The 25984-nt window shown below is 65.8% G+C and carries 25 protein-coding genes; 18 read left to right on the forward strand and 7 right to left on the reverse strand.

All coding sequences use genetic code 11. The features are described from left to right. Positions 1-14 precede the first annotated feature (14 nt). The 3 genes from M2650_RS03745 to M2650_RS03755 all read right to left on the reverse strand — a co-directional run bounded on the left by M2650_RS03745 (position 15) and on the right by M2650_RS03755 (position 2534). On the reverse strand, positions 15-848 hold the full coding sequence (locus tag M2650_RS03745) for an FKBP-type peptidyl-prolyl cis-trans isomerase (protein ID WP_249471359.1): 834 nt from the start codon (positions 846-848) through the stop codon (positions 15-17). Between the two features lie 101 nt (positions 849-949). Continuing rightward, on the reverse strand, positions 950-1897 hold the full coding sequence (locus M2650_RS03750) for an FKBP-type peptidyl-prolyl cis-trans isomerase (protein WP_249471362.1): 948 nt from the start codon (positions 1895-1897) through the stop codon (positions 950-952). An 88-nt stretch (positions 1898-1985) separates the two neighbouring features. Then, positions 1986-2534 (reverse strand): glutathione peroxidase, encoded by a 549-nt coding sequence (locus tag M2650_RS03755; RefSeq protein ID WP_345779853.1) that lies wholly within the window; start codon positions 2532-2534, stop codon positions 1986-1988. A gap of 150 nt (positions 2535-2684) precedes the next feature. Here M2650_RS03755 and M2650_RS03760 point away from each other — a divergent pair, with 150 nt between their 5' ends. From M2650_RS03760 to M2650_RS03780, 5 genes are all read left to right on the forward strand, one after another. Next, on the forward strand, positions 2685-3197 hold the full coding sequence (locus tag M2650_RS03760; protein WP_249471365.1) for a hypothetical protein: 513 nt from the start codon (positions 2685-2687) through the stop codon (positions 3195-3197). A 3-nt stretch (positions 3198-3200) separates the two neighbouring features. Further along, the gene (locus M2650_RS03765; protein ID WP_249471368.1) at positions 3201-3563 is read left to right on the forward strand and encodes a GntR family transcriptional regulator; all 363 of its coding nucleotides are present in this window, start codon (positions 3201-3203) and stop codon (positions 3561-3563) included. After that, positions 3560-4447, forward strand: coding sequence for an ABC transporter ATP-binding protein (locus tag M2650_RS03770; RefSeq protein ID WP_249471371.1), 888 nt, complete (start codon positions 3560-3562; stop codon positions 4445-4447). Before M2650_RS03765 ends, M2650_RS03770 begins: the two co-directional genes overlap by 4 nt. After that, positions 4444-5475: an ABC transporter permease gene (locus tag M2650_RS03775; protein ID WP_425602499.1), complete on the forward strand. Its 1032-nt coding sequence runs from the start codon at positions 4444-4446 to the stop codon at positions 5473-5475. Before M2650_RS03770 ends, M2650_RS03775 begins: the two co-directional genes overlap by 4 nt. Before the next feature lie 143 nt (positions 5476-5618). Beyond that, entirely contained in the window at positions 5619-6380 is a 762-nt protein-coding gene (locus M2650_RS03780) for a DUF4097 family beta strand repeat-containing protein (protein ID WP_249471374.1), read from the forward strand. 79 nt (positions 6381-6459) lie between these two features. Here the strand turns inward: M2650_RS03780 and M2650_RS03785 are convergent, their stop codons facing one another. Continuing rightward, positions 6460-7881: a class II fumarate hydratase gene (locus tag M2650_RS03785; RefSeq protein ID WP_249471376.1), complete on the reverse strand. Its 1422-nt coding sequence runs from the start codon at positions 7879-7881 to the stop codon at positions 6460-6462. Between the two features lie 218 nt (positions 7882-8099). On the opposite strand from M2650_RS03785, the gene purB reads away from it, so the two are divergent. From purB to M2650_RS03840, 11 genes are all read left to right on the forward strand, one after another. Further along, positions 8100-9473, forward strand: a complete 1374-nt coding sequence (gene purB, locus M2650_RS03790) for an adenylosuccinate lyase (RefSeq protein WP_249471380.1) — start codon at positions 8100-8102, stop codon at positions 9471-9473. A gap of 8 nt (positions 9474-9481) precedes the next feature. Next, positions 9482-9880, forward strand: a complete 399-nt coding sequence (locus M2650_RS03795) for a VOC family protein (RefSeq protein WP_249471382.1) — start codon at positions 9482-9484, stop codon at positions 9878-9880. A gap of 43 nt (positions 9881-9923) precedes the next feature. Further along, positions 9924-11105 (forward strand): cupin domain-containing protein, encoded by a 1182-nt coding sequence (locus M2650_RS03800; protein ID WP_249471385.1) that lies wholly within the window; start codon positions 9924-9926, stop codon positions 11103-11105. A 19-nt stretch (positions 11106-11124) separates the two neighbouring features. Beyond that, the gene (locus M2650_RS03805; protein ID WP_249471388.1) at positions 11125-12039 is read left to right on the forward strand and encodes a GNAT family N-acetyltransferase; all 915 of its coding nucleotides are present in this window, start codon (positions 11125-11127) and stop codon (positions 12037-12039) included. Between the two features lie 274 nt (positions 12040-12313). Beyond that, the gene (locus tag M2650_RS03810) at positions 12314-15148 is read left to right on the forward strand and encodes a 2-oxoglutarate dehydrogenase E1 component (protein WP_249471390.1); all 2835 of its coding nucleotides are present in this window, start codon (positions 12314-12316) and stop codon (positions 15146-15148) included. A 19-nt stretch (positions 15149-15167) separates the two neighbouring features. Next, a complete protein-coding gene (gene sucB / locus M2650_RS03815) occupies positions 15168-16403 on the forward strand; it encodes a dihydrolipoyllysine-residue succinyltransferase (protein WP_249471393.1) in 1236 nt (411 codons plus the stop codon). A 144-nt stretch (positions 16404-16547) separates the two neighbouring features. Continuing rightward, positions 16548-17972 (forward strand): dihydrolipoyl dehydrogenase, encoded by a 1425-nt coding sequence (lpdA, locus tag M2650_RS03820; protein WP_249471396.1) that lies wholly within the window; start codon positions 16548-16550, stop codon positions 17970-17972. A gap of 137 nt (positions 17973-18109) precedes the next feature. Further along, positions 18110-18703, forward strand: coding sequence for an LOG family protein (locus tag M2650_RS03825; RefSeq protein WP_249471399.1), 594 nt, complete (start codon positions 18110-18112; stop codon positions 18701-18703). Positions 18704-18846: 143 nt separating this feature from the next. Then, positions 18847-19140 (forward strand): GIY-YIG nuclease family protein, encoded by a 294-nt coding sequence (locus tag M2650_RS03830; RefSeq protein WP_249471402.1) that lies wholly within the window; start codon positions 18847-18849, stop codon positions 19138-19140. A gap of 120 nt (positions 19141-19260) precedes the next feature. Continuing rightward, a complete protein-coding gene (locus tag M2650_RS03835; protein ID WP_249471406.1) occupies positions 19261-20253 on the forward strand; it encodes an oxidoreductase in 993 nt (330 codons plus the stop codon). Positions 20254-20318: 65 nt separating this feature from the next. Continuing rightward, positions 20319-20696 (forward strand): response regulator, encoded by a 378-nt coding sequence (locus M2650_RS03840; protein ID WP_249471408.1) that lies wholly within the window; start codon positions 20319-20321, stop codon positions 20694-20696. Positions 20697-20827: 131 nt separating this feature from the next. On the opposite strand, the gene M2650_RS03845 is transcribed toward M2650_RS03840, so the two are convergent. Together M2650_RS03845 and M2650_RS03850 are read right to left on the reverse strand one after the other, a co-directional pair. Then, the gene (locus M2650_RS03845) at positions 20828-21724 is read right to left on the reverse strand and encodes a DnaJ C-terminal domain-containing protein (protein ID WP_249471411.1); all 897 of its coding nucleotides are present in this window, start codon (positions 21722-21724) and stop codon (positions 20828-20830) included. A gap of 74 nt (positions 21725-21798) precedes the next feature. Continuing rightward, positions 21799-22257: an Hsp20/alpha crystallin family protein gene (locus M2650_RS03850; protein WP_249471414.1), complete on the reverse strand. Its 459-nt coding sequence runs from the start codon at positions 22255-22257 to the stop codon at positions 21799-21801. 160 nt (positions 22258-22417) lie between these two features. Between M2650_RS03850 and M2650_RS03855 the strand changes: the two genes are divergently transcribed. Together M2650_RS03855 and M2650_RS03860 are read left to right on the forward strand one after the other, a co-directional pair. Continuing rightward, positions 22418-22894 carry a peroxiredoxin gene (locus tag M2650_RS03855; protein ID WP_249471417.1) on the forward strand — a complete coding sequence of 159 codons (477 nt, stop codon included), beginning with the start codon at positions 22418-22420 and terminating at the stop codon, positions 22892-22894. Positions 22895-22915: 21 nt separating this feature from the next. Further along, complete coding sequence (locus M2650_RS03860; protein WP_249471420.1) at positions 22916-23488, forward strand: ferritin-like domain-containing protein; 573 nt, start codon at positions 22916-22918, stop codon at positions 23486-23488. Positions 23489-23619: 131 nt separating this feature from the next. Here the strand turns inward: M2650_RS03860 and pbpC are convergent, their stop codons facing one another. Then, complete coding sequence (pbpC, locus tag M2650_RS03865; RefSeq protein ID WP_249471423.1) at positions 23620-25983, reverse strand: penicillin-binding protein 1C; 2364 nt, start codon at positions 25981-25983, stop codon at positions 23620-23622. Between the last annotated feature and the right edge of the window lies 1 nt (position 25984).

Below are 25984 nucleotides of genomic sequence, written 5' to 3' on the forward strand. Positions count from 1 at the left end.
TCCCGGAGCCGCGATTACTTGGTGGGTGCGCCCGGCGGCAACCGGCTCGGCATCTGCTCGGGCTTGACGATGTCCAGCAGCTCCACTTCGAACACCAGCGTCGCGTTCGGCCCGATCGGGCCGCCCGGCGTGCCCTGCTCGCCGTAGCCCAGCTTGCTCGGGATCCAGAATCGGTACTTGCTGCCGACCGGCATCAGCGCGATACCTTCCTGCCAGCCCGGCACGACCTGCTGGAGCTGGAACATGGCCGGCTCGTTGCGGTCGTAGGTGCTGTCGAAAGTCTTGCCGTCCAGCAACGTGCCTTTGTAATTGACGCGGACCACATCGCTGGCCTTGGGCTTGGCGCCCTTGCCTTCGGTGATCACCTGGTACTGCAGGCCCGAAGCGGTGGTCACCACGCCCGGCTTCTTGCCGTTCTCGGCCAGGAACTTCTGCCCGGCTTCCTGGTTGTCCTTGGCCTTCTTCAGCATGTCGGCGATCTGCTTGGCCTGCATGCGCTGGCCGAAGGCCTCGCTGATTTCGGCGGCTTGCTTGTCGTCCAGCAGCAGCTTCTCGCCGGCCAGCGAGGTCTTGATGGCCTTCACCATCGTGTCGACGTCCAGTTCTTCCTTCATCGGCTGGAGCTGCCGCGCCATGGCCATGCCGACCATGTAGCTGACCTGCTCCTTCTCGGTGGCCAGGCCCGGGATGGCCTTCTTGCCGTCGGCCTTGGCATCGGCAGCAGCGTCGGCGGGCTTGGCGGCGGTGTCGGCCTTGTCCTTGTCGCCGGGCTTGTTGCAAGCGGCAACGAACAGGGTGAGCGAGGCCAAGGCTAGCGCGGTGGCGCTGTTACGCAGGCGGGACGTCATCAAGCGGTACTCCTCGAATCGGGGGAAGTCCGGAAATCCGGACGCAGCAAAGCGGTTACTTTGAGAGCCCGGGGCTGAACGACCGGGTTACGGCCGTCCGGTCAATGCCCGGCGGGCAGGATGGCCATCAATTCGACATCGAAAATCAGGGTGGAGTTCGGGCCGATCTTCGGCGGCGAGCCTTTCGCGCCATAAGCCAGGTTGCCGGGGATCCAGAAGCGGTATTTCGCCCCCGTCGGCATCAGGGTCACGCCTTCGGTCCAGCCGGCGATCACCTGGTTCAGGCCGAATTCGGCCGGTTGCCCGCGATCGTAGGAACTGTCGAACACCGTGCCGTCGAGCAGCGTGCCGTGGTAGTTCACGCGGACGCGGTCGCTCGGCTTGGGCCGCACGCCCGAGCCCTGCCGCAACACCATGTACTGCAGTCCGGAGGGCGTAGTGAACACGCCCTTGACCGTCTTGTTCTTGGCCAGGAAGGCGGCGCCGTCGGCTTCGTTCTTGGCGCCCAGCGTGGCGGCCTGGGCCTGCATCTTGGCCTGGATGCGCTGGGTGAAGGCATCGCGCACCACCGCGGCTTCGGCGTCGGTCAGCAAAGGCTTGCCGTCGCCGGTCGCAGCGCGCAGGCCGCGCGTCAGCACGGCCACGTCGATCTCGTCCTTGATCGGCGTCAGCGACCGGCCCACGTCGCTACCCACCAGCAGACCGACCTTTTCGCGCGAGATCGCAGGCGGCGGGCCGCTGGGCTTGGGCGCATTGGGCGCCGGGCTGCGCGAGGCGATGCGCTTCATCAGCGCGTCGGCCAGCGGCTTGATCTCGGCTTCGGTCAACAGCGGCTGGCCGCCGTCGAAGGTATGGCGCACGGCACGTTCGAAAGCCGCCATGTCCATATCGGGCGCGGCTGGCGCGATCGAACGGCCGACGTCCATGCCGATCGTGTAACTGACCTTGTCGCGTTCGGTGACCAGCGGCGCTTGCGCCTGCTGGGCGGCCGCGCCGAATGCGACCGCAGCCAATGCCGCCGCGGCCGCGCCGCGCATCCAATCTTTCATTCGGGACTCCTGCCTGCGCCGCCGCCGCGGCGGCGCGAAGCGGGTATTGTCGTTTGCGTCAACGGCTCAGGGCAATCTCGGGCCGGCCTCAGGGCTTGGCGGCCGGTGCGGACGCCTTCAATTCGCGCTCGATCGCGGCGACCAGCGCCTTGTCGTCCGGCACCGTGCGGCTGGCGAAGCTGCCGACCACGCGGCCGTCGCGGGAGATCAGGTATTTGTGGAAATTCCACTCCGGCGTGTCGCCAGTGGCCTTGATCAGATCCTGGTACAGCGGTGTGGCCTCATCGCCTTTGACATGCACTTTCTCGAACATCGGGAACTTGACGCCATAGGTCAGCGTGCAGAATTCCTGGATCTGCTTCTCATCGCCGTATTCCTGGTTCTTGAAGTCGCCTGACGGGAAACCGAGCACCGCGAAGCCCTGCTTCTGGTATTTGGCGTTCAGCGCTTCCAGCGCCTCGAACTGCGGCGCCAGGCCGCATTTGCTGGCCGTGTTCACCACCAGCAGCACTTTTCCGCCGTACTGCTGCTGCAGATTGACCGGGGTTTTGCCGGTCAATGGCCGATACGACCGGTCCAGCAACCCGCCCGCCGCCAGGGCCAAACCGGAAACCAATACTGCTGATAGAGCAAATATCTTTAAAAAACAATTATTTGCGTTCACTTCCGGATCTCGGTTGGGCGTTGGCGGAGTATGCCTTTAGTTGGGTCCTGGCGATATTGACGAAAGTTGGATTGGTGTTATAGTTGACTACAACACCAGTCACCCCAGACCAGGACGACGGCCATGAACCGCAAGCTGCACAACACGTTCTCCGCACTGTCTGTAGCGACCGTCCTGATGACGGCAGGGCTGATCGTGGCAACGCCCGCTCCGCAGACCGAGCCGACGGCCCGGTTGCAGTCGACCGCCCTCGCGGCAGTCGTCGAAGCTGCGACCGTAGCCGAAAGCCGGCAGGCCGAGCGCATCCGCGCCGCCGAAGCCCGCGCCAAGGCCGTCGAACGCGCCGCGCAAGTCCAGGCCAAGAACATCGAATTGCGCGCGCAGGCATTGGCCAAGGAACTGCAGGGCGGCAAGCAGGACGTCGGCGAGATTCTCGGCCGGGTCGCCGGCTTCACCGCCGAGGTCGCCACCGAAGCCGCGTTCAACGCCGCCCTCCAAGAATTCGCTTCGGCCGGGACGGCCGAAGCGGCCCAAGCAACCGAAACCTACGACGCACCGCCGGCGCCGGTCCGCAAGCCGCGGCAGCACCGCCGCTCGCTGGCCATGCCCTACTTCTCGTTCGCAAACCGGGGCTGACCCATGACCGCAATCCAATGGAGCGAAGGCGCTCCCATCTATCGCCAGCTGAAGGAGCGCGTCGTGGCCATGCTGCTCGACGGCCTGCTCAAGCCCGGCGATCCGCTGCCCTCGGTGCGCCAGGTCGCCGCCGAATACCAGCTGAACCCGATTACCGTCTCGCGCGCCTACCAAGAGCTCGCGGACGAATCTCTAGTCGAAAAACGTAGGGGATTGGGCATGTACGTCATCGAGGGTGCGTCGGAAAAACTGCTCGCCAGCGAGCGCGAGCGCTTCCTGCGCGAGGAATGGCCGCTGGTGCTCGAACGCATCCAGCGCCTGGGGCTTTCGCCGGACGAGTTGCTGAAGAAGGGAGGCGCGCGATGAACGCCCCGTCCCTCTATCCGGAACACGAGCGCGTGGTCAGCGCCCGCGGCCTGCGCAAGGCCTACAAGAACAAGCTGGCGCTGGACGGCACCCAGTTCGAGATCGAAGCCGGCAAGATCGTCGGCCTGATCGGTCCGAACGGCGCCGGCAAGACCACCGCGCTGAAGGCGATGCTGGGCCTGATCCCCTTCGAAGGCGAACTGAAAGTGCTCGGCCGCGACCCGCGCACGCAGCGCGACGAACTGATGAACGACGTCTGCTTCATTGCCGACGTGGCGGTGCTGCCGCGCTGGATCCGCGTCGCCCAGGCGATCGAATTCGTCGCCGGCGTGCACCCGCGCTTCGACCGCGCCCGCTGCGATCGCTTCCTGGCCAACACCCAGCTCTTGCCGAACATGCGCGTGCGCGAGCTGTCCAAGGGCATGATCGTGCAGTTGCACCTGGCGCTGGTGATGGCCATCGACGCCAAGCTGCTGGTGCTGGACGAGCCGACCCTGGGCCTGGACATCCTGTACCGCAAGCAGTTCTACCAGCGCTTGCTGGAGGACTATTTCGACGAGCAGAAGACGATCATCGTCACCACCCACCAGGTGGAGGAAGTCGAGCATATCCTTACCGACGTGATGTTCATCCGCGACGGCAAGATCGTGCTGCAGGCGCCGATGGAAGACGTCGGCGCGCGCTACGTCGAAGTGCTGGTCGGCGCCGACAAGGCCGAGGCCGCGCGCACGCTCAAGCCGATCGACGAGCGCGCGCTGCCGTTCGGCAAGACCGTGCTGCTCTACGACGGCGTGCCGCAAGCGCAGCTTGCCCAATTCGGCGAAACCCGCACGCCGGGCCTGGCCGACCTGTTCGTCGCCACCATGAAGGGAACCTACGCATGAACGCCCCCGCCGAAAACATGGCCGCGACGCGCACCCACGCAGCCGCGCACCCGACCCACGTCTTCAAGATGCTGCTGCGGCGCGAGTTCTGGGAGCACAAGGGCGGCTTCTTCTGGGCGCCGATCGTCGCCGGCGCCATCGTCACCGCGCTGACCTTGCTGGGCACCATCACCGGTTCGATCCTGTTGAACAAGGCCAAGCACCGGGAGGAGATCGACTGGTTCGGCGTCGAGCTCAACGGCAAGCAGGGCCTGGAGGCGGCGCGCGAAGCGGTCGGCTACGGCGGCGACATCAGCCTGCTGATGGGCATCGGCATCGCCATGGCGGTGTTCGTGTTCGTGGCCTTCTTCTACTCGCTGGGTTCGCTGTACGACGAGCGCAAGGACCGCAGCGTGCTGTTCTGGAAGTCGCTGCCGATGTCAGACACCCAGGTCGTGCTGTCCAAGGCCGCGTGGGCGCTGCTGCTGGCGCCGATCGTCGCCTCCGCCATCGGCATGGCCATCGGCCTGGCCCTGTGGCTATGCGCTGCGGTGAGCCTGTTCGCCAACGGCATACCGGTGGCCAGCGCGATCTTCACCGAGTCGCATCCGTTCCGCGTGCTGCTGCATGCGCTGTCGACCATTCCGGTCTACGCTTTGTGGGCCCTGCCGAGCGTCGGCTGGCTGATGCTGTGCTCGGCCTGGGCGCGCAGCAAACCGTTCCTGTGGGCGGTGCTGGTGCCGATCCTGGCCGCGACCGTGATCAGCTGGATGGGCACCCTGCCCGGCATCTCGATTCCGCACACCGACGTCTGGTACGTGCTGGTCTTCCGCGGCTTGATGAGCATCGTTCCCGGCACCTGGTATTTCAACGAAAACGTCGGCGAGAACGGCTCGAGCATCAACGACGCCGAAGACCTGGCCCGCGCGATCGACCTCACCAGCAGCTGGCAGGCCTTCGCCACGGTCGATCTCTGGATCGGCGCGGCGATAGGCGCTGCGATGATCTACGGTGCGATCCGGCTGCGCCGCTGGCGCGACGAGGGCTGATAGCGACAGACACCGGCCCGCGAATGCGGGCCGGTTCGCGACAGGGCAAGGCGTTTGCAACCCTCGCAGCGGTTGGCGCATCAAACCCAAATATGCCGGCCCAGGCCGCGCCAGCGATCGCCACCAACCAGGAGTCACGACCCATGTGGAAAGCCCTGCCCCTCGTCCTGCTGGCCCTGCCCGGTTTGGCCTGCGCCGCCGAAAACTGCCAGTTCCAGGCGGCCCGCAACCTGTCGGTGAACATGGCCGGCGTGCGTACTGTCGTGGTGCGGACCGGTCCTTATGATTTCCACGTCAAAGCCGGCAACGCCGCCCGCGTCGAAGGCCGCGCCTGCGCCAGCTCGCAGGAAGGCCTCGACCAGATCCAACTGACCCAGCGCCGCGAAGGCGATCGCCTGATCATCACCACCGAGAACGAGCGCAGCAACGGGTCCGGCGGCTGGTTCGGCAGAAACTACGCTTATCTGGATGTGAACATCACATTGCCCAAGACCGTCGCGCTTGAAGTGGCGGTCGGTTCGGGCGATGCGGACGTTACCGGCTTGACGAACGTCGTCGCCCACGTCGGTTCCGGCGACCTGGTCGTCCGCGGCGCGGAAAGCCTGGATGCCGGCGTCGGTTCCGGCGACATCAAGGTCGAAGACATCGGCAAGCTCGAATTGGCCGCGGTGGGCTCGGGCGATGTCGAAGGCAGCAACATCCGCGGCGACGTGCGGATCGGCACGATCGGTTCGGGCGATGTCGACCTGCGCAAGGTCGGCGGCAACGTCGAAGCCCGCACGATCGGTTCGGGTGGCCTCAACGTGGCCGCGGTCGGCGGCGGTCTGCGGGTGAACCACGTCGGCAGCGGCAGCGTCGACCATCGCGACGTGAAAGGCCGCATCGATATTCCCAGCGAAGACTGAGAGCTAACAGCAAGCCCCCTACGCGGCGATCGGCCCTCCCAGCGTTCGCCGTACTGGCCCCGCGAAAGCGGGGCTTTTTTTACCCGCCGCCACCCGCGCCGCCGGCGTGGATGCCGCCCTTGGTCAGCGCCGCCGGGTCGAGCAGTTTTTTCAGTTGCGCCGCGGACAACCCGCTGTCTTCCAATGCGACATCGAATACCGGCCGGTTTTCCTTGTAAGCGCGCTTGGCGATCGCGGCTGCTTTTTCGTAACCGATGATCGGGTTCAACGCCGTCACCAGGATCGGGTTGCGGCCGAGCGCCGCCTCGACGGTGTCCTTGCGCACCTTGAGCCCGGCGATGGCCTTGTCGGCGAGCAGACGCATCGCATTGGACAGCAGCCCGATCGAATCCAACAGGTCGTGCGCGATCAGCGGCAGCATCACGTTGAGCTGGAAATTGCCGCTGGCGCCGGCAACGGTGATCGCGGCGTGATGCCCGATCACCTGCGCGCAGACCATGCAGGTCGCTTCAGGGATCACGGGATTCACCTTGCCCGGCATGATCGAGCTGCCCGGCTGCAGCGCCGGCAATTCGATCTCGCCGATGCCCGCCAGCGGGCCGGCGTTCATCCAGCGCAGGTCGTTGGCGATCTTCATCAGCGCCACCGCCAATGCGTTGAGTTGGCCCGACAGTTCCACCGCGTCGTCTTGCGCGGCCAGGCCTTCGAACTTGTCTTCGGCCGACTCGAATTTCGCCTTGGCCAGCGACGACAGCGATTTCGCCATCGCCTTGCCGAAACGCGGATCGGCATTGATGCCGGTGCCGATGGCCGTGCCGCCGATCGGCAGGCGGCGCAACCGCTTCAGCGCGTCTTCGATGCGCGCCTGCGCCGACGACAGTTGCGACGACCAGGCGCCGAATTCCTGGGCGAAAGTCAGCGGCATCGCGTCCATCAGGTGGGTGCGTCCCGTCTTGACGACCTTGTCCAGGGATTTGCCGCGGCGGTCGATGGTCTGGCGCAGATGCTTGAGCGCCGGCAACAGGCCTTCCACCGTGGCCAGTTGCGCCGAAACGCGGATCGCGGTCGGAATCACGTCGTTCGAGCTTTGGCCGAGATTGACGTGATCGTTCGGATGCACCTGGGCTTTCCCGGCGCGCGAGGCGAGCGTGGCGACGACCTCGTTGGCGTTCATGTTGGACGACGTGCCCGAACCGGTCTGGTACACGTCGATCGGGAATTGCGCATCGTGCGTGCCGTCCGCGACCTGGAGAGCGGCATCGCGGATGGCTTTGGCGACGTTTTTCGGCAACAGGCCAAGATCGGCGTTGACCGCGGCGGCCGCGGCCTTGATCAGGCCCAGCGCGCGGATGAAACCGCGCGGCATCGGCCGGCCCGAGATCGGGAAATTCTCGACCGCACGTTGGGTTTGCGCGCCCCACAGCGCGGCGGCGGGCACTTTCAATTCGCCCATGCTGTCGTGCTCGATGCGGTAGTCCGATGGAGTTTTACGCTTGGCCATGGCGGTTCCTCTTTCGCTGCCGGGCAGGATACGCCGCTTTTTTGTAGGAGCGGCTTCAGCCGCGAGCTCTTTCTCCAGACCGCTGCGACCTGCGGAAAAGAGCTCGCGGCTGAAGCCGCTCCCACAAAAAGCCGGCCGCCTGGCGACTGGAGGCCCTCGAATCAGCGGGCCGACCATGGGCGCGCTAAAATGATCGCTTGCCCGCCGCCGCCGAATCCATGTCCGCCGCCGAATCCCAACTGCTCGCCCTCTCCCCGCTCGACGGCCGCTACGCCGGCAAAGTCGACGCGCTGCGCCCGATCTTTTCCGAATACGGGCTGATCAAGGCGCGGGTGCAGGTGGAAGTGGAATGGCTGCTGGCCCTGGCCGCCGAACCTGGCATCGTCGAGCTCAAGCCCTTCGCAGCTGGCGCAGCCGCGCGCCTGCACGCGCTGGCAGCGGATTTCTCGGTCGCCGACGCAGCACGGGTCAAAGAAATCGAACGCACCACCAACCACGACGTCAAGGCGGTCGAATACTTCATCAAGGAGCGGCTGAAAGACGACGCCGAGCTCGGCCCGGCGCTCGAGTTCGTGCATTTCGCCTGCACCAGCGAGGACATCAACAACCTGTCCTATGCGCTGATGCTCAACGAAGCGCGCCAATCGGTGCTGCTGCCCAAGCTGGACGCGCTGATCCAGAAGCTGCGCACGATGGCCCACGAGCATGCCGCGCTGCCGATGCTGTCGCGCACGCACGGGCAGACCGCTTCGCCCACCACCGTCGGCAAGGAGCTGGCCAACGTGGTCGCGCGCCTGCAGCGCCAGGGCGAACAACTGGCGGCGGTCGCGCTGGGCGGCAAGATCAACGGCGCGGTCGGCAACTACAACGCGCACGTCGCCTCGTACCCCGAAGTCGACTGGCCGGCGCTCGCCAAGCGCTTCGTCGAATCGCTGGACCTGGATTTCAACGCCTACACCACGCAGATCGAGCCGCACGACGGCATCGCCGAGATTAGCGATGCGCAAAAACGCATCGATACGATCTGCATCGACCTGTGCCGCGACGTCTGGGGCTACATCTCGCTCGGTTACTTCAAGCAGGCGGTGAAAGCCGGCGAAGTCGGCAGCTCGACCATGCCGCACAAGGTCAACCCTATCGATTTCGAGAACGCCGAGGGCAACTTCGGCATCGCCAACGCCTTGTTCGAGCATTTCGCCGCCAAGCTGCCGATCAGTCGCTGGCAGCGCGACCTGACCGATTCGACCGTGCTGCGGGCGCTCGGCACCGCGTTCGGCCATGCGTTGGTCGGCACCGATGCGCTGCTGCGCGGCCTGGACAAGCTCAGCGTCAACCCGGAACGCCTGGCCGCCGACCTCGACGGCGCCTGGGAAGTGCTGGCCGAAGCCGTTCAAACCGTGATGCGCCGGCACGGCTTGCCCAGCCCGTACGAACAATTGAAGGCGCTGACCCGCGGCCAGGGCATTACCCAGGCATCGATGCGCGAATTCATCGGTTCGCTCGACTTGCCGCCGGCGGACAAACAGCGATTGCTCGAAATGACGCCCGGCAGCTACACCGGCCTGGCCGAAAAGCTCGCCAAGGACATCTGAGCGCGGCCATGCGGCTGCTGATCAACATCGACGTGCCCGACCTCGACGCCGCGGTCGCGTTCTACGCCGCTGCGTTCGACTTGAAACCAGCGCGGCGGCTGGGCGATTCGATCGTCGAACTGCTCGGTGCCGAAGCGCCGATCTACCTGTTGCAGAAAGATGCCGGCAGCATCGCGGCCGCCGATCGCAGCCGCGAGTATGCGCGCCACTGGACGCCGATGCATTGCGATGTGGTCGTCGACGACCTAGAAGCCGCCCTGGCCCGCGCGCTGGCCGCAGGCGCCGCGCAGGAAGGCGCCATCCGCGAAGGCACCTGGGGGCGTATCGTGCAATTGGCCGATCCGTTCGGCCACGGTTGGTGCCTGGTGCAGTTCCTCGGGCGTGGATATGACGAGATCGCGACATGACCCCATGTATCCACGCCGTTGCTTAAAAGCGAAACGACAGATCATGGCCAAGCCCAAATCCGCACTTCCCATCGAGGTCGACGCCACCCGCCAACAGCCGCTCGGCATGCCTGCGGAAGACTTCCTGCGCGACTACTGGCAGAAAAAACCGCTACTGATCCGCAACGCCTTCCCCGATTTCGTCTCGCCGATCTCGCCCGAAGACCTCGCCGGCCTGGCCTGCGAGGACGGCGTGCTGGCGCGGATCGTCGCGCACGAACGCGAACACGACCGCTGGCTGCTGCGCCACGGCCCGTTCCCGGAAGACATGTTCCCGACGCTGCCGCAGCACGACTGGACCCTGCTGGTGCAGGACGTCGACAAGTGGGACGCCGACATCGCCGCGCTGCTGCTCGCATTCGGCTTCCTGCCGCGCTGGCGCATCGACGACGTGATGGTCAGCTTCGCCGCGCCCGGCGGCTCGGTCGGCGCCCACGTCGACCAGTACGACGTGTTCCTGCTGCAGGCGCAAGGCCATCGGCGCTGGCAAATCGACGATCGTCCCGACCCGCCGGTGCATTTCCGCCTGGATGCCGAACTGAAACTGTTGCAGCGTTTCGATCCGACCCACGACTGGGTGCTAGGCCCCGGCGACATGCTCTACCTGCCGCCCGGCGTGCCGCATCACGGCGTCGCGGAGGATGCCTGCCTGACGTTCTCGATCGGCATGCGTGCGCCGGCCGCCGCGGAACTGCTCGGCGATTTCGTCGACACGCTGGCCGCGGATGCGGACGAATCGCTGCGCTACCGCGACCCGGACCTGGCGCCGGCCAAGGATCCGAACGAAATCGACGACGAGGCCATGCGTCGCGTGGTCGAAGCGCTCAACGCGCTGCGCATGAACGATACGGAACGCCTCGGCGACTGGTTCGGCCGCTTCATCACGCTCTATCGCAGTGCCGGACAGGCCGTACCCGGCGAGCAGACGCGCTCGCGCATCGAGATCGAATGGGACCTGCAGCAGGGCGCCGCGTTGCAGCGGCATCCGTGGACGCGGATGGCCTGGCGCAAGGCCGCACGCGGCGCGATCCTGTACGCCGCGGGCCAGGACCATGCCCTGCCCGTGCGCGACGCGCAACGCATCGCCGCCGCCGACCGCTTCGACAGCCGCAGTTATGCCGCGCTGTCGGAGAGCGGCCGCGACGTCGTCTACGAGCTGCTGCTGGGCGGCCACTACAGTTGGTAATGCCCGATGAGGATCAGGCATGAGCGCCAACACTCCCGGTTTCACGGTGAAGCCGATCGATTACGAAACCGGCTTGCCCGAATTGCGTGCCGTCCGCGAGACGGTATTCGTACAGGAACAGAACGTGCCGCTCGAAGAGGAGTGGGACGCGCTGGATCCCCAATGCCTGCACGTGATCGCCCGCGACGACGCCGGCCGCCCGATCGGCACCGGCCGCCTGACCCCCGAACACAAGGTGGGGCGGATGGCCGTGCTGCGCGAATGGCGCGGCAAAGGCGTGGGCGATGCGATGCTGCTGGCGCTGATCGAAGTGGCCCGACAGCGCGGCTGGCGCGAGCTGGCGCTGAATTCGCAGGTGTCGGCCTCCGCTTTCTATACCCGCCATGGCTTTGTGCCCTACGGCGAACGGTTCTGGGAAGCCGGCATCGAGCACCAGGCGATGCGGCGCAAGCTGGACGGCGCCACCGCGGTCGAAGATCGCGATGCCGCCATCGCCACCACCGTGGCCATCGCGTTGCGCGCGCGGCGCAACCTGTACATCTATAGCCGCGAGCTGGACCCGGGCCTGTTCGATGCGCCCGAGGTGCTCGAAGCCCTGCGCCGCTACGGCACGGGCGGCCACGGCGGGGAAGCCCGGATCCTGCTGCAGGACGCCGACGCCGTGCAGCACGCGCATGCGCCGCTGCTGGGTTTGGCGCAACGGTTGCCGAGCGTATTCGTGTTCCGCGAGGTGGACGATCCCGCCGACCGCGCCTATCCGTCGGCCTTCGTCGCCAACGATACGGGCGGGTATTACTTCCGCGGCCTGGGCCACCGCTTCGATGGCGAGACCGACCTCGATGGCGCCGGTCGCGCCCGCCAACTGGCCGAGAGCTTCAGGCCCATCTGGGAACGTTCGCGGCCCTGTACCGAGTTCCGAGCGTTGGGCCTTTGACCCTGAGCCTGCTTTTCGTAGGAGCGGCTTTAGCCGCGAGCTTTTGATCTTGCGGATCGCTCATCTGACCCCGATATCGGTCCTGCCCGAACCGAAAAGCTCGCGGCTAAAGCCGCTCCTACGAAAGCCGGAAAGCAGCGTACGACCAACGAATGATGCGCTGCGGCAACCGTAGCGGCTATAATTTCGATTCTTGCGCCCAGGGTTTCACAGGAAGCTGATATTCCTGTCGAATCAAGCGCTTGCCCCCATCACGAGCCTACTTACGCCAGACGTGGACAGTCTCCTCAAGCAGTTTGCGCAGTCCTCCCAGCTCGGCGCCAACGCCGCCTATATCGAGGAACTGTACGAGCAATACCTGGTCGCGCCAGATAGCGTCGAACCCAAGTGGAAAGCCTATTTCGATGCGTTCAAGGGCCGCGAAGCCGGCGACGTGCCGCATTCGGCGGTCATCGATGCCGTCGCCCAGGCCGGCCGCCAAGCCGCGCGCGGCGTGGTCGTCGCTAGCGCCGGCAGCGGCGGCGATGAGCGCGAACGCCACGTCGGCCGCCTGATCACCGCCTACCGCTCGCGCGGCCATCTGGCCGCGAACCTCGATCCGCTGGGCATGCTCGACAAGCCCGACGCGCCGGATCTGAGCCTGGGTTTCCACCACCTGTCGGAAAGCGACCTGGGCACCGAGTTCAGCACCGGCGGCGTCGCCGGCCGCGAGCGCATGAAGCTGGGCGATCTGCTGGCCCTGCTCAAGGCGACCTATACCGGCCCGATCGGCGCCGAGTTCATGCACATCTCCGACGCGGAGCAGCGCCGCTGGGTGTACGAGCGCCTGGAAAGCGCCGGCGGCGATTTCAAGCGCAGCGAAGAGGACAAGCGCCGCATCCTGGAGCGCCTGACCGCGGCCGAAGGCCTGGAGCGCTACCTGCACACCAAGTACGTCGGCCAGAAGCGTTTCTCGCTGGAAGGCGGCGATGCGCTGGTGCCGCTGCTGGACAACATGATCCGCCGCGCGGGCAGCGACGGCGTCAAGGACGTGGTTCTGGGCATGGCCCACCGGGGTCGCCTCAACGTGCTGGTCAATACGTTGGGCAAATCGCCGCGCAAGCTGTTCGACGAGTTCGAAGGCAAGTTCGAGCACAGCCGCGACGACCGCGCCCACACCGGCGACGTCAAATACCACATGGGCTTCAGCGCCGACGTGCAAACGCCGGGCGGCCCGGTCCACATCGCGCTGGCGTTCAACCCCTCGCACCTGGAAATCGTCGATCCGGTCGTGGTCGGCAGCGTGCGTTCGCGCCAGCACCGCCGCGGCGACAAAGAACGCAAGCAGGTGTTGCCGGTGCTGCTGCACGGCGACGCCGCATTCGCCGGCCAGGGCGTGGTGATGGAACTGTTCCAGATGTCGCAGGCGCGCGGTTTCCGCGTCGGCGGCACCGTGCACGTGGTCATCAACAACCAGGTCGGCTTCACCACCAGCGACCGCCAGGACGCGCGCAGCACGCTGTACTGCACGGATGTCGCCAAGATGGTCGGCGCGCCGGTGCTGCACGTGAACGGCGACGATCCCGAGGCCGTGGTGTTCTGCGCCGAAATGGCTTTCGATTTCCGCCAGCGCTTCGGCAAGGACGTGGTCATCGACCTGGTCTGCTACCGCCGCCACGGCCACAACGAAGCCGACGAGCCGGCCGCCACCCAGCCGCTGATGTACCAGACCATTCGCGCGCACAAGACGCCGCGCGATCTCTACGCCGACCGCCTGCTCGCCACCGGCGTGCTGAAGGAAGGCGAGGCGCAGGCGGTCGTCGACAAGTACCGCGACAAGCTCGATGCCGGCGAAGTCACTACCGAGTTGGCGACGGTCAAGCCGGACGAATTCACCATCGACTGGTCGAAGTACCTGTCCGGCAAGCTCAGCGACCCGGTCGACACCACCGTGCCGCGCAAGAAACTCGACGAGCTGGCCGCGCTGATCAATACCGTGCCCGCCGATGTCGTGCTGCACGCGCGCGTCGCGAAAATCTACGAAGACCGCCGCAAGATGGCGGCCGGCGAACTGCCGGCGGACTGGGGCTTCGCCGAGAACCTGGCGTATGCCGCGGTGCTCGACGAAGGCCATCAGTTGCGCCTGGTCGGCCAGGACAGCGGCCGCGGCACGTTCTTCCACCGTCATGCCGTGCTGCACGACCAGAAGACGGACAAGGACTTCCTGCCGCTGCAGCAACTGGTCAAGAACCCGGAAGACGCCACCATCCTCGACTCGCTGCTCAGCGAGGAAGCGGTGATGGCCTTCGAATACGGTTACTCCACCGCCGATCCGAACACGCTGGACATCTGGGAAGCGCAGTTCGGCGATTTCGCCAACGGCGCGCAGGTGGTGATCGACCAGTTCCTGTCTTCGGGCGAGGCCAAGTGGGAACGCCTGTGCGGCCTGACCCTGTTCCTGCCGCACGGCTACGAAGGCCAGGGCCCCGAGCACAGCTCGGCGCGCCTGGAGCGCTTCCTGCAGCTGTGCGCGCTGGAGAACATGCTGGTCTGCGTGCCGACCACGCCGGCGCAGGCCTTCCACATGATCCGCCGGCAGATGCGCATGAACACGCGCAAGCCGCTGGTGGTGATGACGCCCAAGTCGCTGCTGCGCCACAAGCTGGCGGTGTCGTCGTTGGACGAATTGGCCGATGGCGAATTCCAGCATCTGATTCCGGATGCCAAGGCCGACCCGAAGAAAGTCAAACGCGTGGTGCTGTGCTCGGGCCGCGTGTATTACGACCTGTTCGAGGAAACGCAGAAGCAGGGCCTGGAAGACGTGGCCCTGGTCCGCGTGGAACAGCTGTACCCGTTCCCGCGCACGCAACTCGTCGCCGAACTGAAGCGCTTCGGCAAGGCCGCCGACGTGGTCTGGTGCCAGGAAGAGCCGCAGAACCAGGGCGCTTGGTACCAGATCAAGCATCACTTGGATGTCTGCCTGCAACCCAAGCAAAGCCTGCATTACGCCGGCCGTGCGCGCTCGCCCTCGCCTGCCGTCGGTCATTTCAACGACCATGTCGCCGAGCAGCAACAGCTGGTCGCCGACGCGTTGGTCAACCCGTTCAATGGCAAGCACGCTGCCGAGTAACTCAACTAGGACGCCTCCGATGGCCACCGAAATCAAAGTCCCCGTTCTCCCCGAATCCGTTTCCGACGCGACCATCGCCACCTGGCACAAGAAGGCCGGCGACGCGGTCAAGCGCGACGAGAACCTGGTCGACCTGGAAACCGACAAGGTGGTGCTGGAAGTGCCGTCCACCGTCGACGGCGTGCTCAAGGAAATCAAGTTCAAGGAAGGCGACACCGTCACCAGCCAGCAGGTGATCGCGATCATCGAGGAAGGCGCTGCCGCTGCCGCCGAAGCGCCTAAGGCCGAAGCGAAAGCCGAAAAGGCCCCTGCCGCCGGCGCCCAGGAAGTGCAGCCGAAGGCGGAAGCCGCCAAAGCCGAAGCCGCCGCGCCGGCCACCACCAAGCCTGCGCCTGTCGCCAGCGGCAACGAACTGCCGCCCGGCGCGAAGTTCACCGCGGCGAAGGAAGGCATCGATCCGGCTCAGGTCGAAGGCACCGGCCGCCGCGGCGCGGTGACCAAGGAAGACCTGATCAACTACGCCAGCGGCAAGACCGCCGGCGTCGGCGGCGGTGCGCGCCCGGAAGAGCGCGTAGCGATGACCCGCATCCGCGCCCGCATCGCCGAGCGCCTGATGCAGTCCAAGAACTCCATCGCCATGCTCACCTCGTTCAACGAAGTCAACCTGGGCAAGGTGATGGCGATGCGCAAGGAGCTGGGCGAATCGTTCGAGAAGGCCAACGGCATCAAGCTCGGTTTCATGAGCTTCTTCGCCAAGGCCGCGGCGAACGCGCTGCAGCGCCATCCGGTGGTCAATGCCTCGGTCGACGGCAACGACATCATCTATCACGGCTATTCCGACATCTCGATCGCGGTCTCCACCGACAAGGGCCTGGTGACGCCGGTGGTGCGCAACGTCGAGCGCCTGTCCTTCGCCGAGATCGAGCAGCAGATCGCCGAGTACGCCAAGAAGGCGCGCGACGGCAAGCTTTCGCTGGACGACCTGCAGGGCGGCACGTTCACCATCACCAACGGCGGCACCTTCGGCTCGCTGATGTCCACGCCGATCGTCAACCCGCCGCAGAGTGCGATCCTGGGCATGCACGCCATCAAGGAGCGCGCCATCGTCGAGAACGGCGCCGTGGTCGCCGCGCCGATGATGTACATCGCCCTGTCCTACGACCACCGCATCATCGACGGCAAGGATGCGGTGCTGTTCCTGGTCGACATCAAGAACCAGCTGGAGAACCCGAACCGGATGCTGCTCGGGATGTGATGCTCTAAAGCCCCTCTCCCTGCGGGAGAGGGGTTGGGGTGAGGGTACGGCGCGAGTGCGTAACCGCAACCCCACACCGAACCCTCATCCGGCGCTTCGCGCCACCTTCTCCCGCAGGGAGAAGGAAATGCAAGGAACCGAACCATGGCAGAACAATTCGACGTCATCGTCATCGGCGCCGGCCCGGCCGGCTACCATGCCGCGATCCGCGCCGCGCAGTTGGGCATGAAGACCGCCTGCATCGATGCCGCGCTAGGCAAGGACGGCAAGCCCGCGCTCGGCGGCACCTGCCTGCGCGTGGGCTGCATCCCGTCCAAGGCGCTGCTCGACAGCTCGCGCCAGTACTGGAACATGGGCCATCTGTTCGGCGAGCACGGCATCACGTTCAAGGACGCCAAGGTCGATATCGGCACGATGATCGGCCGCAAGGACAAGATCGTTAAGCAGTTCACCGGCGGCATCGCGATGCTGTTCAAGGCGAACAAAGTGACGCCGTACTACGGCTTCGGCACGCTGCTTCCGGGCAACATCGTCAAGGTCAAGCAGCACGACGGCTCCGAAGTCGAGCTGAAGGGCACCAATGTGATTCTGGCCGCCGGTTCTGATTCGATCGAGCTGCCGTTCGCCAAATTCGACAACGACATGATCGTCGACAACGTCGGTGCGCTCGATTTCACCGCCGTGCCCAAGCGCCTGGGCGTGATCGGCGCCGGCGTGATCGGCCTGGAATTGGGCAGCGTGTGGAAGCGGTTGGGCAGCGAGGTCACCATCCTCGAAGCCCTGCCCGATTTCCTCGCCGCCGCCGATGCCGAAGTCGCCAAGACGGCCGCGAAAGAATTCAAAAAGCAAGGCCTGGACATCCGCCTCGGCGCCAAGGTGTCCAAGTGCGAGGTTAAGAAGAAAGAGGTGCATGTCACCTACACCGACAGCGAAGGCGAAAAGACGATCGTTGTCGACAAGTTGCTGGTCTCGGTCGGTCGTCGCGCCGCGAGCAAGGGCCTGCTGGCCGATGGCGTCGGCGTGAAGCTGGATCAGCGCGGCGTGATCGAGGTGGACGAACACTGCCACACCGGCGTCGACGGCGTCTGGGCGGTCGGCGACTGCGTGCGCGGGCCGATGCTGGCGCACAAGGGCTTCGAGGAAGGCATCATGGTGGCCGAATTGATCGCCGGTCTGCCTGGCCACGTCAATTACGACACCATTCCTTGGGTGATCTACACCGAGCCGGAAATCGCATGGGTCGGCAAGACCGAACAGCAGCTCAAGGCCGACGGCGTGCCGTACAAGACCGGCAGCTTCCCGTTCGCCGCGCTCGGACGCGCTGTGGCGATGGGCGAACCGGCCGGCTTCGTCAAAGTGATCGCGCATGCCGAGACCGATCGCGTGCTGGGCATGCATCTGGTCGGCGTGGGCGTGTCGGAGCTGGTGCACGAAGGCGTGCTGACGATGGAGTTCAGCGGCTCGGCCGACGATCTCGCCCGCATCTGTCATGCGCATCCGACGTTGTCCGAATCGATCCACGACGCTGCGATGGCGGTCGACAAGCGCGCGATCCATAAGGCCAATTGACGTTCGAAGCCCCTCTCCCACCGGGAGAGGGGTTGGGGTGAGGGTACGGCGGAGCGGCGCTAGTTCGAACTTGCGTCGTTACACCGAACCTTCATCCGCCCTTCGGGCACCTTCTCCCGGAGGGAGAAGGAGAAAGCATGAAATCGATCTGCGTCTACTGCGGCTCCAACGCCGGCAACAAGCCGATCTACGCCGAACGCGCGGCCGCGTTCGGCGCCCGCATCGCCAAGGAAAATCTCGCCCTGGTCTACGGCGGCGGCAACGTCGGCCTGATGGGCATCGTTGCCGATGCGGCGTTGGAAGCCGGCGGCGAAGTGGTCGGCGTGATCCCGCAGCAGCTGGTCGAATGGGAAGTCGCGCACCGCGGCGTGACCCGGCTGGAAATCGTCGCCAACATGCACGAGCGCAAGGCGCGCATGTTCGACCTGTCCGACGGTTTCGTCGCCCTGCCCGGCGGCTTCGGCACCCTGGACGAGATGTTCGAGATGCTGACCTGGCGCCAGCTCGGCCTGGGCGACAAGCCTTGCGCGTTCTTCGATGTCGACGGCTTCTACCAGCCGCTGGTGGCGATGATGGATCGCATGGTCGCCGAACGCTTCCTGCACGCCGACCAGCGCGCCGACCTGTGGCATGGCGACGATATGGACGCGCTGTTCTCGTGGCTCCGCGCGTACGAACCTGCGCAGGCTTCGAAATGGATGGACGAGAAGCGGCGCAAGGAATTGCGCTAGGAAATTTCCCGCGCAACGCTCGTCACTTCTCCGACAATTTTTCCAGCCGTCGCCCCAGCGAAAGTACGCGCTCGATATGGCCCGATAACCTCCAATACCGTCATCCCGGCGAAAGCCGGGATCCAGGCATGGAGGTCGCACCGATGAAACAACCGGCCGTTTACATCATGGCGAGCCGCCGCAACGGCACTTTGTACATCGGTGCGACCTCGGATCTGGTCAAGCGCTGCTACGAACACCGTAACGATGTCGTCGAAGGGTTCACGAGAAGGTATCGCGTACACGACCTCGTGTGGTACGAGCTGCATGGCACCATGGTCTCTGCGATAAGCCGCGAGAAAGCGATCAAGGAGTGGCCGCGCAAATGGAAGCTGCGCCTGATCGAGGACACGAACCGCAGGTGGCGGGATCTGTATCCCGACATCGTGGATCACTGAATTTAGGTCGGCCCTGGATCCAGCTTCTGCGATAATGGCAGATATGAGGATGCCGTTGGCGGCCCGAGCTCCGTCGGATACCCTGGATCCCGGCTTTCGCCGGGATGACGAGCTGGGAATATGACGACGTCAAAGACTTTCAACGCCTTCCGCATCCACAACGACCCCGCCGGCTACCGCAGCGGCATCGAAGAGATCGCGCTCGGCGACCTCGCCCCCGGCGAAGTCCTGATCGAGACCGCCTACTCCTCGGTCAACTTCAAGGATGCGCTGGCCGGCACGGGCCAAGGCAAGATCCTGCGGAAATTTCCGCTGGTCGGCGGCATCGACGTCGCCGGGCACGTGGTCTCTTCGACCGATCCGAAATTCAAGGAAGGCGATGCCGTTCTCGTCACTGGCTCGGGCCTGAGCGAAACGCGCGACGGCGGTTACGCGCAGTACGCCCGGCTGGAAGCGAAGTGGACCATCCCGCTGCCGAAAGGATTGAGCCTGCGCGAAAGCATGATCCTGGGCACCGCCGGCTTCACCGCCGCGCTGGCCCTGTTCCGCATGACCGAAAACCGACAGACGCCCGAACTCGGTCCGCTGGCCGTCACCGGCGCCACCGGCGGCGTTGGCTCGCTTGCGATCGATATCTTCAGCAGTGCCGGCTACCAGGTGCACGCGGTCAGCGGCAAAGCCGACCAGGCCGGTTATCTCACCGCGATCGGCGCGCACGAAGTGCTGGGCCGGGATGCCCTCTCCACCGCCCGGCCCTTGGAATCGACGCGCTTCGGCGGCGGCTTGGACAACGTCGGCGGACAGATGCTCGCCAGCCTGCTGGCGCAGACGGCGTCTTACGGGAACGTCGCCAGCGCCGGCCTGGCCGCTTCGCACGACCTGCCCGCGACGGTCATGCCGTTCATCATCCGCGGCGTTTCCCTGCTCGGCGTGGCCTCCGCCGGCACGGCGCGCGACATCCGAGACGAAATCTGGCGCCGGCTGGCCACGGACTGGAAACCGGCGCACCTGGACGCCATCTGCACCCGCGAAGCGACGCTGCAGCAGCTGCCGGAAGTCTTCGAACGCATGCTGGCCGGCGGCTCGCACGGCAGGACGCTGGTCACACTCTGAGCCTAAACCCGCGCTTGCAAAGCCGGGGCCCGCGTTACAATCTGCCCGACTCCATGGGGGAAAGTATGGCGCGCATCCTGATCGTCGACGACTCGCCGTCGCAATTGATGGGCATCCGTCGCATCGTCGAAAAACTCGGCCACGAAGCGCTGACCGCCGAGGACGGCGCCGCCGGCGTGGACGCGGCCAAGCGCGAATTGCCCGACCTGATCCTGATGGACGTGGTCATGCCCAATCTCAACGGCTTCCAGGCGACGCGTTCGATCAACCGCGACCCGGCGACCCAGCACATCCCGGTGGTGCTGGTGACCACCAAGGACCAGGACACCGACCGGGTCTGGGGCATGCGCCAAGGCGCGAAGGCCTACATCACCAAGCCTTTCAGCGAGTCCGAATTGGCCGAAGTCGTCGGCCTGTTGCTGGGCGGCCCCGCGGCCGCCTGATAAGCCGCTTCTTGTTGCGCGACTTCCAGAAGCGGCTTTTGTGGGAGCGGCTTTAGCCGCGAGCTTTTCGAGCCGTCGCAGGGCATCAAGAGCTCGCGGCTAAAGCCGCTCCCACAAAAAACACGGCAAGACTACGCCCGGCGCCAATCGTCGCCGAACACTTCCTGCATGCGGCGATACGCCTCGCGCTCGGCGTCGTTGTTGGCGCGCGGCGCCAGCACTTCCAGCTCCACGATTTGATCGCCCGCCTGGGCACCCGGCAGTCCGCGGCCGCGCAGGCGCAGCTTGCGGCCGGCTTCGGAGTCCGCGGGAATTTTCAGGTCCACCGCACCGCCGAGCGTGGGCACGCTGACCGTCGCGCCCAATGCGGCTTCCCAGGGCGCCACCGGCAACACGTAGATGATGTTGCGGCCGTCCACTTCGAACTGCGGATGCGCGGCGTATTCGATTTCGAGCAGCAAATCGCCATGCGCGCCCTGCCCGGCCAGCCGGATCAGCTGGCCCGGCTTGATGCCCTTGGGGATGCGGACGTCCAGCGATTTTCCGTTGATGCCGATGCGCACCGTGGAACCGTCGTGGACCGCTTCCAGCGGCACCGCCAACTTGGCGCGCGTGGGGCCCTGCGGCCGCGGCCCGCGGCCGGGCGCCTGCTGGCCGAAACCGCCGCCTCCGCGCGCGCGTCCGAACAGGCTCTCGAAGAAATCGCTGAAGCCGCCGCCATCGCCGCCGGCGAAGACTTCGTCGAAATCGAAATCGCCGGGGCCGTGGCCGAATCCGCCGGGCGGCGGTTGCACTTCGTCGCCCGGCCGGTAGCCGCGCGTGCGCAACTGGTCGTAGGCGGCGCGCTTCTGCGGATCGCGCAGCGCTTCGTAAGCTTCGTTGACGGCCTTGAATTTTTCCTCGGCGCCGGCTTCCTTGCTGACGTCGGGATGGTATTTGCGCGCCAGCCGGCGATAAGCGGTCTTCAGTTCCGCTTCGCCCGCGCTCGGTTCGACGCCGAGTATCTGGTAGTAATCCTTGAACTGCATATCGGCTCCACGACGCTCGGCCCGCGGCATCGCTGCCGCAGGCCGAGATTAGCCCACTTGTTGTCAGGCCGCGATCACTGCACGGTCGGCGCGCCTACCTGGATGCGTCGCGGCGTGGTCTCGGGCTTCTTGGGGATGGTGATTTCCAGCACGCCATTGCGGCCGCTGGCGGCGATGCCGTCGGCGTCGGCGCTGTCCGGAAGGGCGAAACGCCGGTGGAAACTGCCGTAGCGGCGCTCCACGCGCGAGAAGCGCTCGGTTTCTGCGGTGCTTTCGCTGCTGCGTTCGCCCTTGATCGACAGGATGCCCTTGTCCATCTGCACCTCGATGTCCTGCGGATCGATGCCCGGCAGGTCGGCGTAGATGACGAAACGGTTCGGTTCTTCCTTGATGTCCACGCGCGGCACCCACTGCGCGGTCACCACGGCCGATTCGTCGGTGTCGGCGTTGTCGAAAAAGCGGTCGAACACCTGCTTGATCTCATCCTGCAGCGCGGTCTGGCCGGGCCACTGGCGGTAACGGACGATACTCATGGTCTTCACTCCAATACGTTGGCTCGGAAAGGGCGGCGCACGGCCGCCATGCCGGGAAAATAGGTCCCGGCGGAACGATTTCAAGCCCGCCCCGGCGGGCGCCGTTGACGCGGTTTTAGCAGCGCCCCGCTAGACTCGGGCCTTCCCCACGGAGAGCCCTATGACCATCCAAGTCGGCGACCGCATGCCCGAAGCCACCCTGCAACGCATCCGCGAAGGCGTCGAAACGGTCGATACCCCCACGCTGTTCGACGGCAAGAAGGTCGTGCTCTTCGCGGTGCCTGGCGCGTTCACCCCGACGTGTTCGGAACGGCACCTGCCCGGGTTCGTCGAGCATTTCGGGCAGTTCCGTGAGAAGGGTATCGAAGTGCTGTGCATGTCGGTCAACGACCCGTTCGTGATGAAGGCCTGGGGCGAAAGCCAGCACGTGCCGGACGGGCTGATGATGCTGGCCGATGGCAACGGCGATTTCACCCGCTCGTTGGGCCTGGAGATGGACGCCAGCGCTTACGGCATGGGCACCCGCTCCAAACGGTTCGCGCTTTACGCCGAGGACGGCGTCGTCAAGAAGATCAATATCGAAGCGCCCGGGGAATTCCGCGTTTCGTCGGCCGAGCACATGCTTTCGCAGCTTTGAACCCAGTCCCCGAGGCCAGCCATGAGCAAGAAGCCAGCCAACAGTGCCAAGGTCGCCTCCGCAGGCGGCATCGACAGTACCGCCACGCTGCGCGCCAACGCGCGCAAGAACATCGACAAAGGCGCCGTCACCCAAACCTACGCGGCCGACAAAGCCGCCGTGATCAAGCTGCTCAACGACGCGCTGGCTACAGAATACGTCTGCGTGTTGCGCTACTACCGCCATTACTTCATGGCCTCGGGCATGCTCGCGGATGCGGTCAAGGGCCAATTCCTGGAGCACGCGCAGCAGGAACAAGCGCATGCGCACAAGATCGCCGAACGCATCGTGCAGTTGGGCGGCGAGCCGGACCTGAATCCGGATACGCTGACCCGCCGTTCCCATGCCGAGTACCAGGAAGGCAAGGACCTGCGCGACATGGTCAAGGAAGACCTGATCGCCGAGCGCATCGCGATCGACAGCTACCGGCAGATGATCAACTACATCGGCGACCGCGATACGACCACCAAACGGATGCTGGAAGGCATCCTCGAGCAGGAAGAAGAGCACGCCGACGAGTTCGCCGACCTGCTCAACGGCTGGATCGGCAAGTAGCTGTTGCCCATTTTGAAAAAAGGGGGCAATCGCCGAAGGCGATGGGGGATTTGCTTTTGATCTTGTTTTGCCCGAAGACAAGATCAAAAGCAAATCCCCCTCAATCCCCCTTTTTCAAAGGGGGAAGAACATCAACGCAGAATGCGGAACCTCACGCGCTTCCAAGCACCGCTGTTCGCCAGCGCTGTGAGCGTGTGCTCGCCGCCTGCATCGTAGTCGTGGGCGAACACCTGCGCACCGCGCGTCTCGCCGATCCATCGCCCGTCCAGCAGCCATTGCACCCGCGCGTCCGTGCCGAGCGCACGGACTTGCAGACGCAAGGGCTTGTCGCTGCCGGGCGCGCGCGCCAGCGTGGCGGCATCGTTGATGCCTTCGATGTGCAGCTCCTCGGCGGCGTCGCGCCCGTCGGGCGTACAGTCCGGCGCCAGCGACGGCAAGCTGGACGCTTTGCGGGTTGCGCTGGAAAGCCACGGCGACGCCAACGATGGCCAGCGCGCGATTTCCGCAACCTGCGCCCGATGCGGACGCGCGCAGTCCCCCGACAGGCGCTGGCCCGTGTCGGCATCGATGCGGAACCGCTCCAGGCCCGGACTCCACAAGCGTGCGCCGCGTTCGGCGAAGGTGGGCGGCAACGCGCCGTCGAGCGTCCAGGCTTTCATCTTGCGATGGCAGAGCGCGGCGGACTGCGCGTCGGCGCCGGTGCCCAACGGCCAGCAGATCTCGGCCTCCGCCACGCTCGCGGGCGCCGGCCGCGGCACGGCCTCGCCGCGCACGCGCGGCAGGCTATCGACCACTTCGAACATCAGCGGCAAGGCCGTGACTGCGCCGTATTGTCCGGGCAAAGGCGTGCCGTCCGGACGGCCGACCCAGACGCCGACGGTGTAGCGGCGCGTGCCGCCGACCGCCCAAGCGTCGCGGAAGCCGTAGCTGGTGCCGGTTTTCCACGCCACCTTGGGTCGCAATCCGGGATCGAAGGCCTCCGATGCCTGTCCCGGCCGCGGGTTGGCTTCGAGTATTTCGCGCACGATCCATGCAGCGCCGGGCGATAGCAGGCGCCGTTCGACGCGCGCGTCGCCCGCGGCATAACGCACGCGGCCGGCGACACCCTCGCGGTTGAACGCGGCGAATGCGCCGGCCAGATCCTCCAGCCGCACGCCCGTGCCGCCGAGTATCAATGCCAGATTCGGCTTGGCGCCGCGCGGGAATTTCAGTTCGACGCCGGCATTGGCCAACCGCGCTGCGAATCGCGAAGGCCCGACGCGATCGAGCATATCCACCGCCGGCACGTTCAACGACAGGCGCAAGGCCTGCGCCACGCCGATCGGTCCATTGAATTCGGTATCGAAATTGGTCGGCCTGTAATCGCCGAAGGCCTGCGGCGCGTCGACCAGCAGGCTTTCCGAATGGATCAGGCCGTCGTCCAGCGCCAGTCCGTACAGGAACGGCTTCAGCGTGGAACCCGGCGAGCGCCAGGCCTGTACCATGTCGACGTGGCCCAGGCGTGCCTTGTCGCCGTACGTCACCGAACCGACGTAGGCGCGGGCCTCGAGCGTGGCGTTGTCCACGACCAGCAACGCGGCCGAAGTGCGTTCGGGCAGTTGCGAGAAATAGGCGGCGACGCGTTCTTCCAGCGTGCGTTGCAATTGCGGGTCGATCGTAGAGACGATGCGCTCGGCGCGCGGATGCGCGCGGCGCAAGCGTTCGGCCAGCAGCGCCGCCGACAGCGGCGGCTGCAGCGCGCGCGCTACCACCGGCTCTATTCGGGCGTCTTCGACTTCCGCGCGGCTCCACACGCCGAGCGCGGCCATCCGCGCGAGCACTTTGTCGCGCGCGCGACGCGCGGCTTCCGGTTCGCGGTCCGGACGCAGGCGGCTGGGCGATTGCGGAAGCACGGTCAGCAAGGCCGCTTCAGCCTGCGACAATCGCGCCGCCGGTTTTCCCAGATACGCCCAGCTCGCGGCTTCCACGCCTTCGATGGTGCCGCCGTAAGGCGCGCGGTTGAGGTAGAGCGTCAGTATTTCGCGCTTGGACAGATGCGCTTCCAGCTGCAACGCGCGCAGCAGCTGTTTCAGTTTTCCCCACGGCGTGCGCGAGTGCGGATCGAGGATGCGCGCGACCTGCATCGTCAGCGTCGAACCGCCGGAGACGATGCGGCCGTGGCGCGCCCATTGCCACCCTGCGCGTACCAGCGCCACCGGGTTGACGCCGGGGTGGCGCCAGAAATGGCGGTCCTCGTAGTTGAGCAGTGCCTGCAGGTAAAGCGGCGAGACGGTTTGCAGCGAGGCCGGATAGCGCCAGATGCCATCGCGATCGGCGAAAGCGCGTAGCGGAGTGCCGTCGCGCGCGGCGACCAGGATGCTGGTGTCGCGTTGCTTCGGCAGCGGGATCGGGAAGATCAGGTCGAGCAGCAATAGCGACGAAAGCAACGCGACGGTGCTCCAGCGCAGCCATGGCCGCCACTGCCGCGGTTGTTTTCGGCCGTCATCCCGGCGCATG

This window comes from Luteimonas galliterrae (genome assembly GCF_023374055.1).
GTDB classification, from domain to species: domain Bacteria; phylum Pseudomonadota; class Gammaproteobacteria; order Xanthomonadales; family Xanthomonadaceae; genus Luteimonas_C; species Luteimonas_C galliterrae.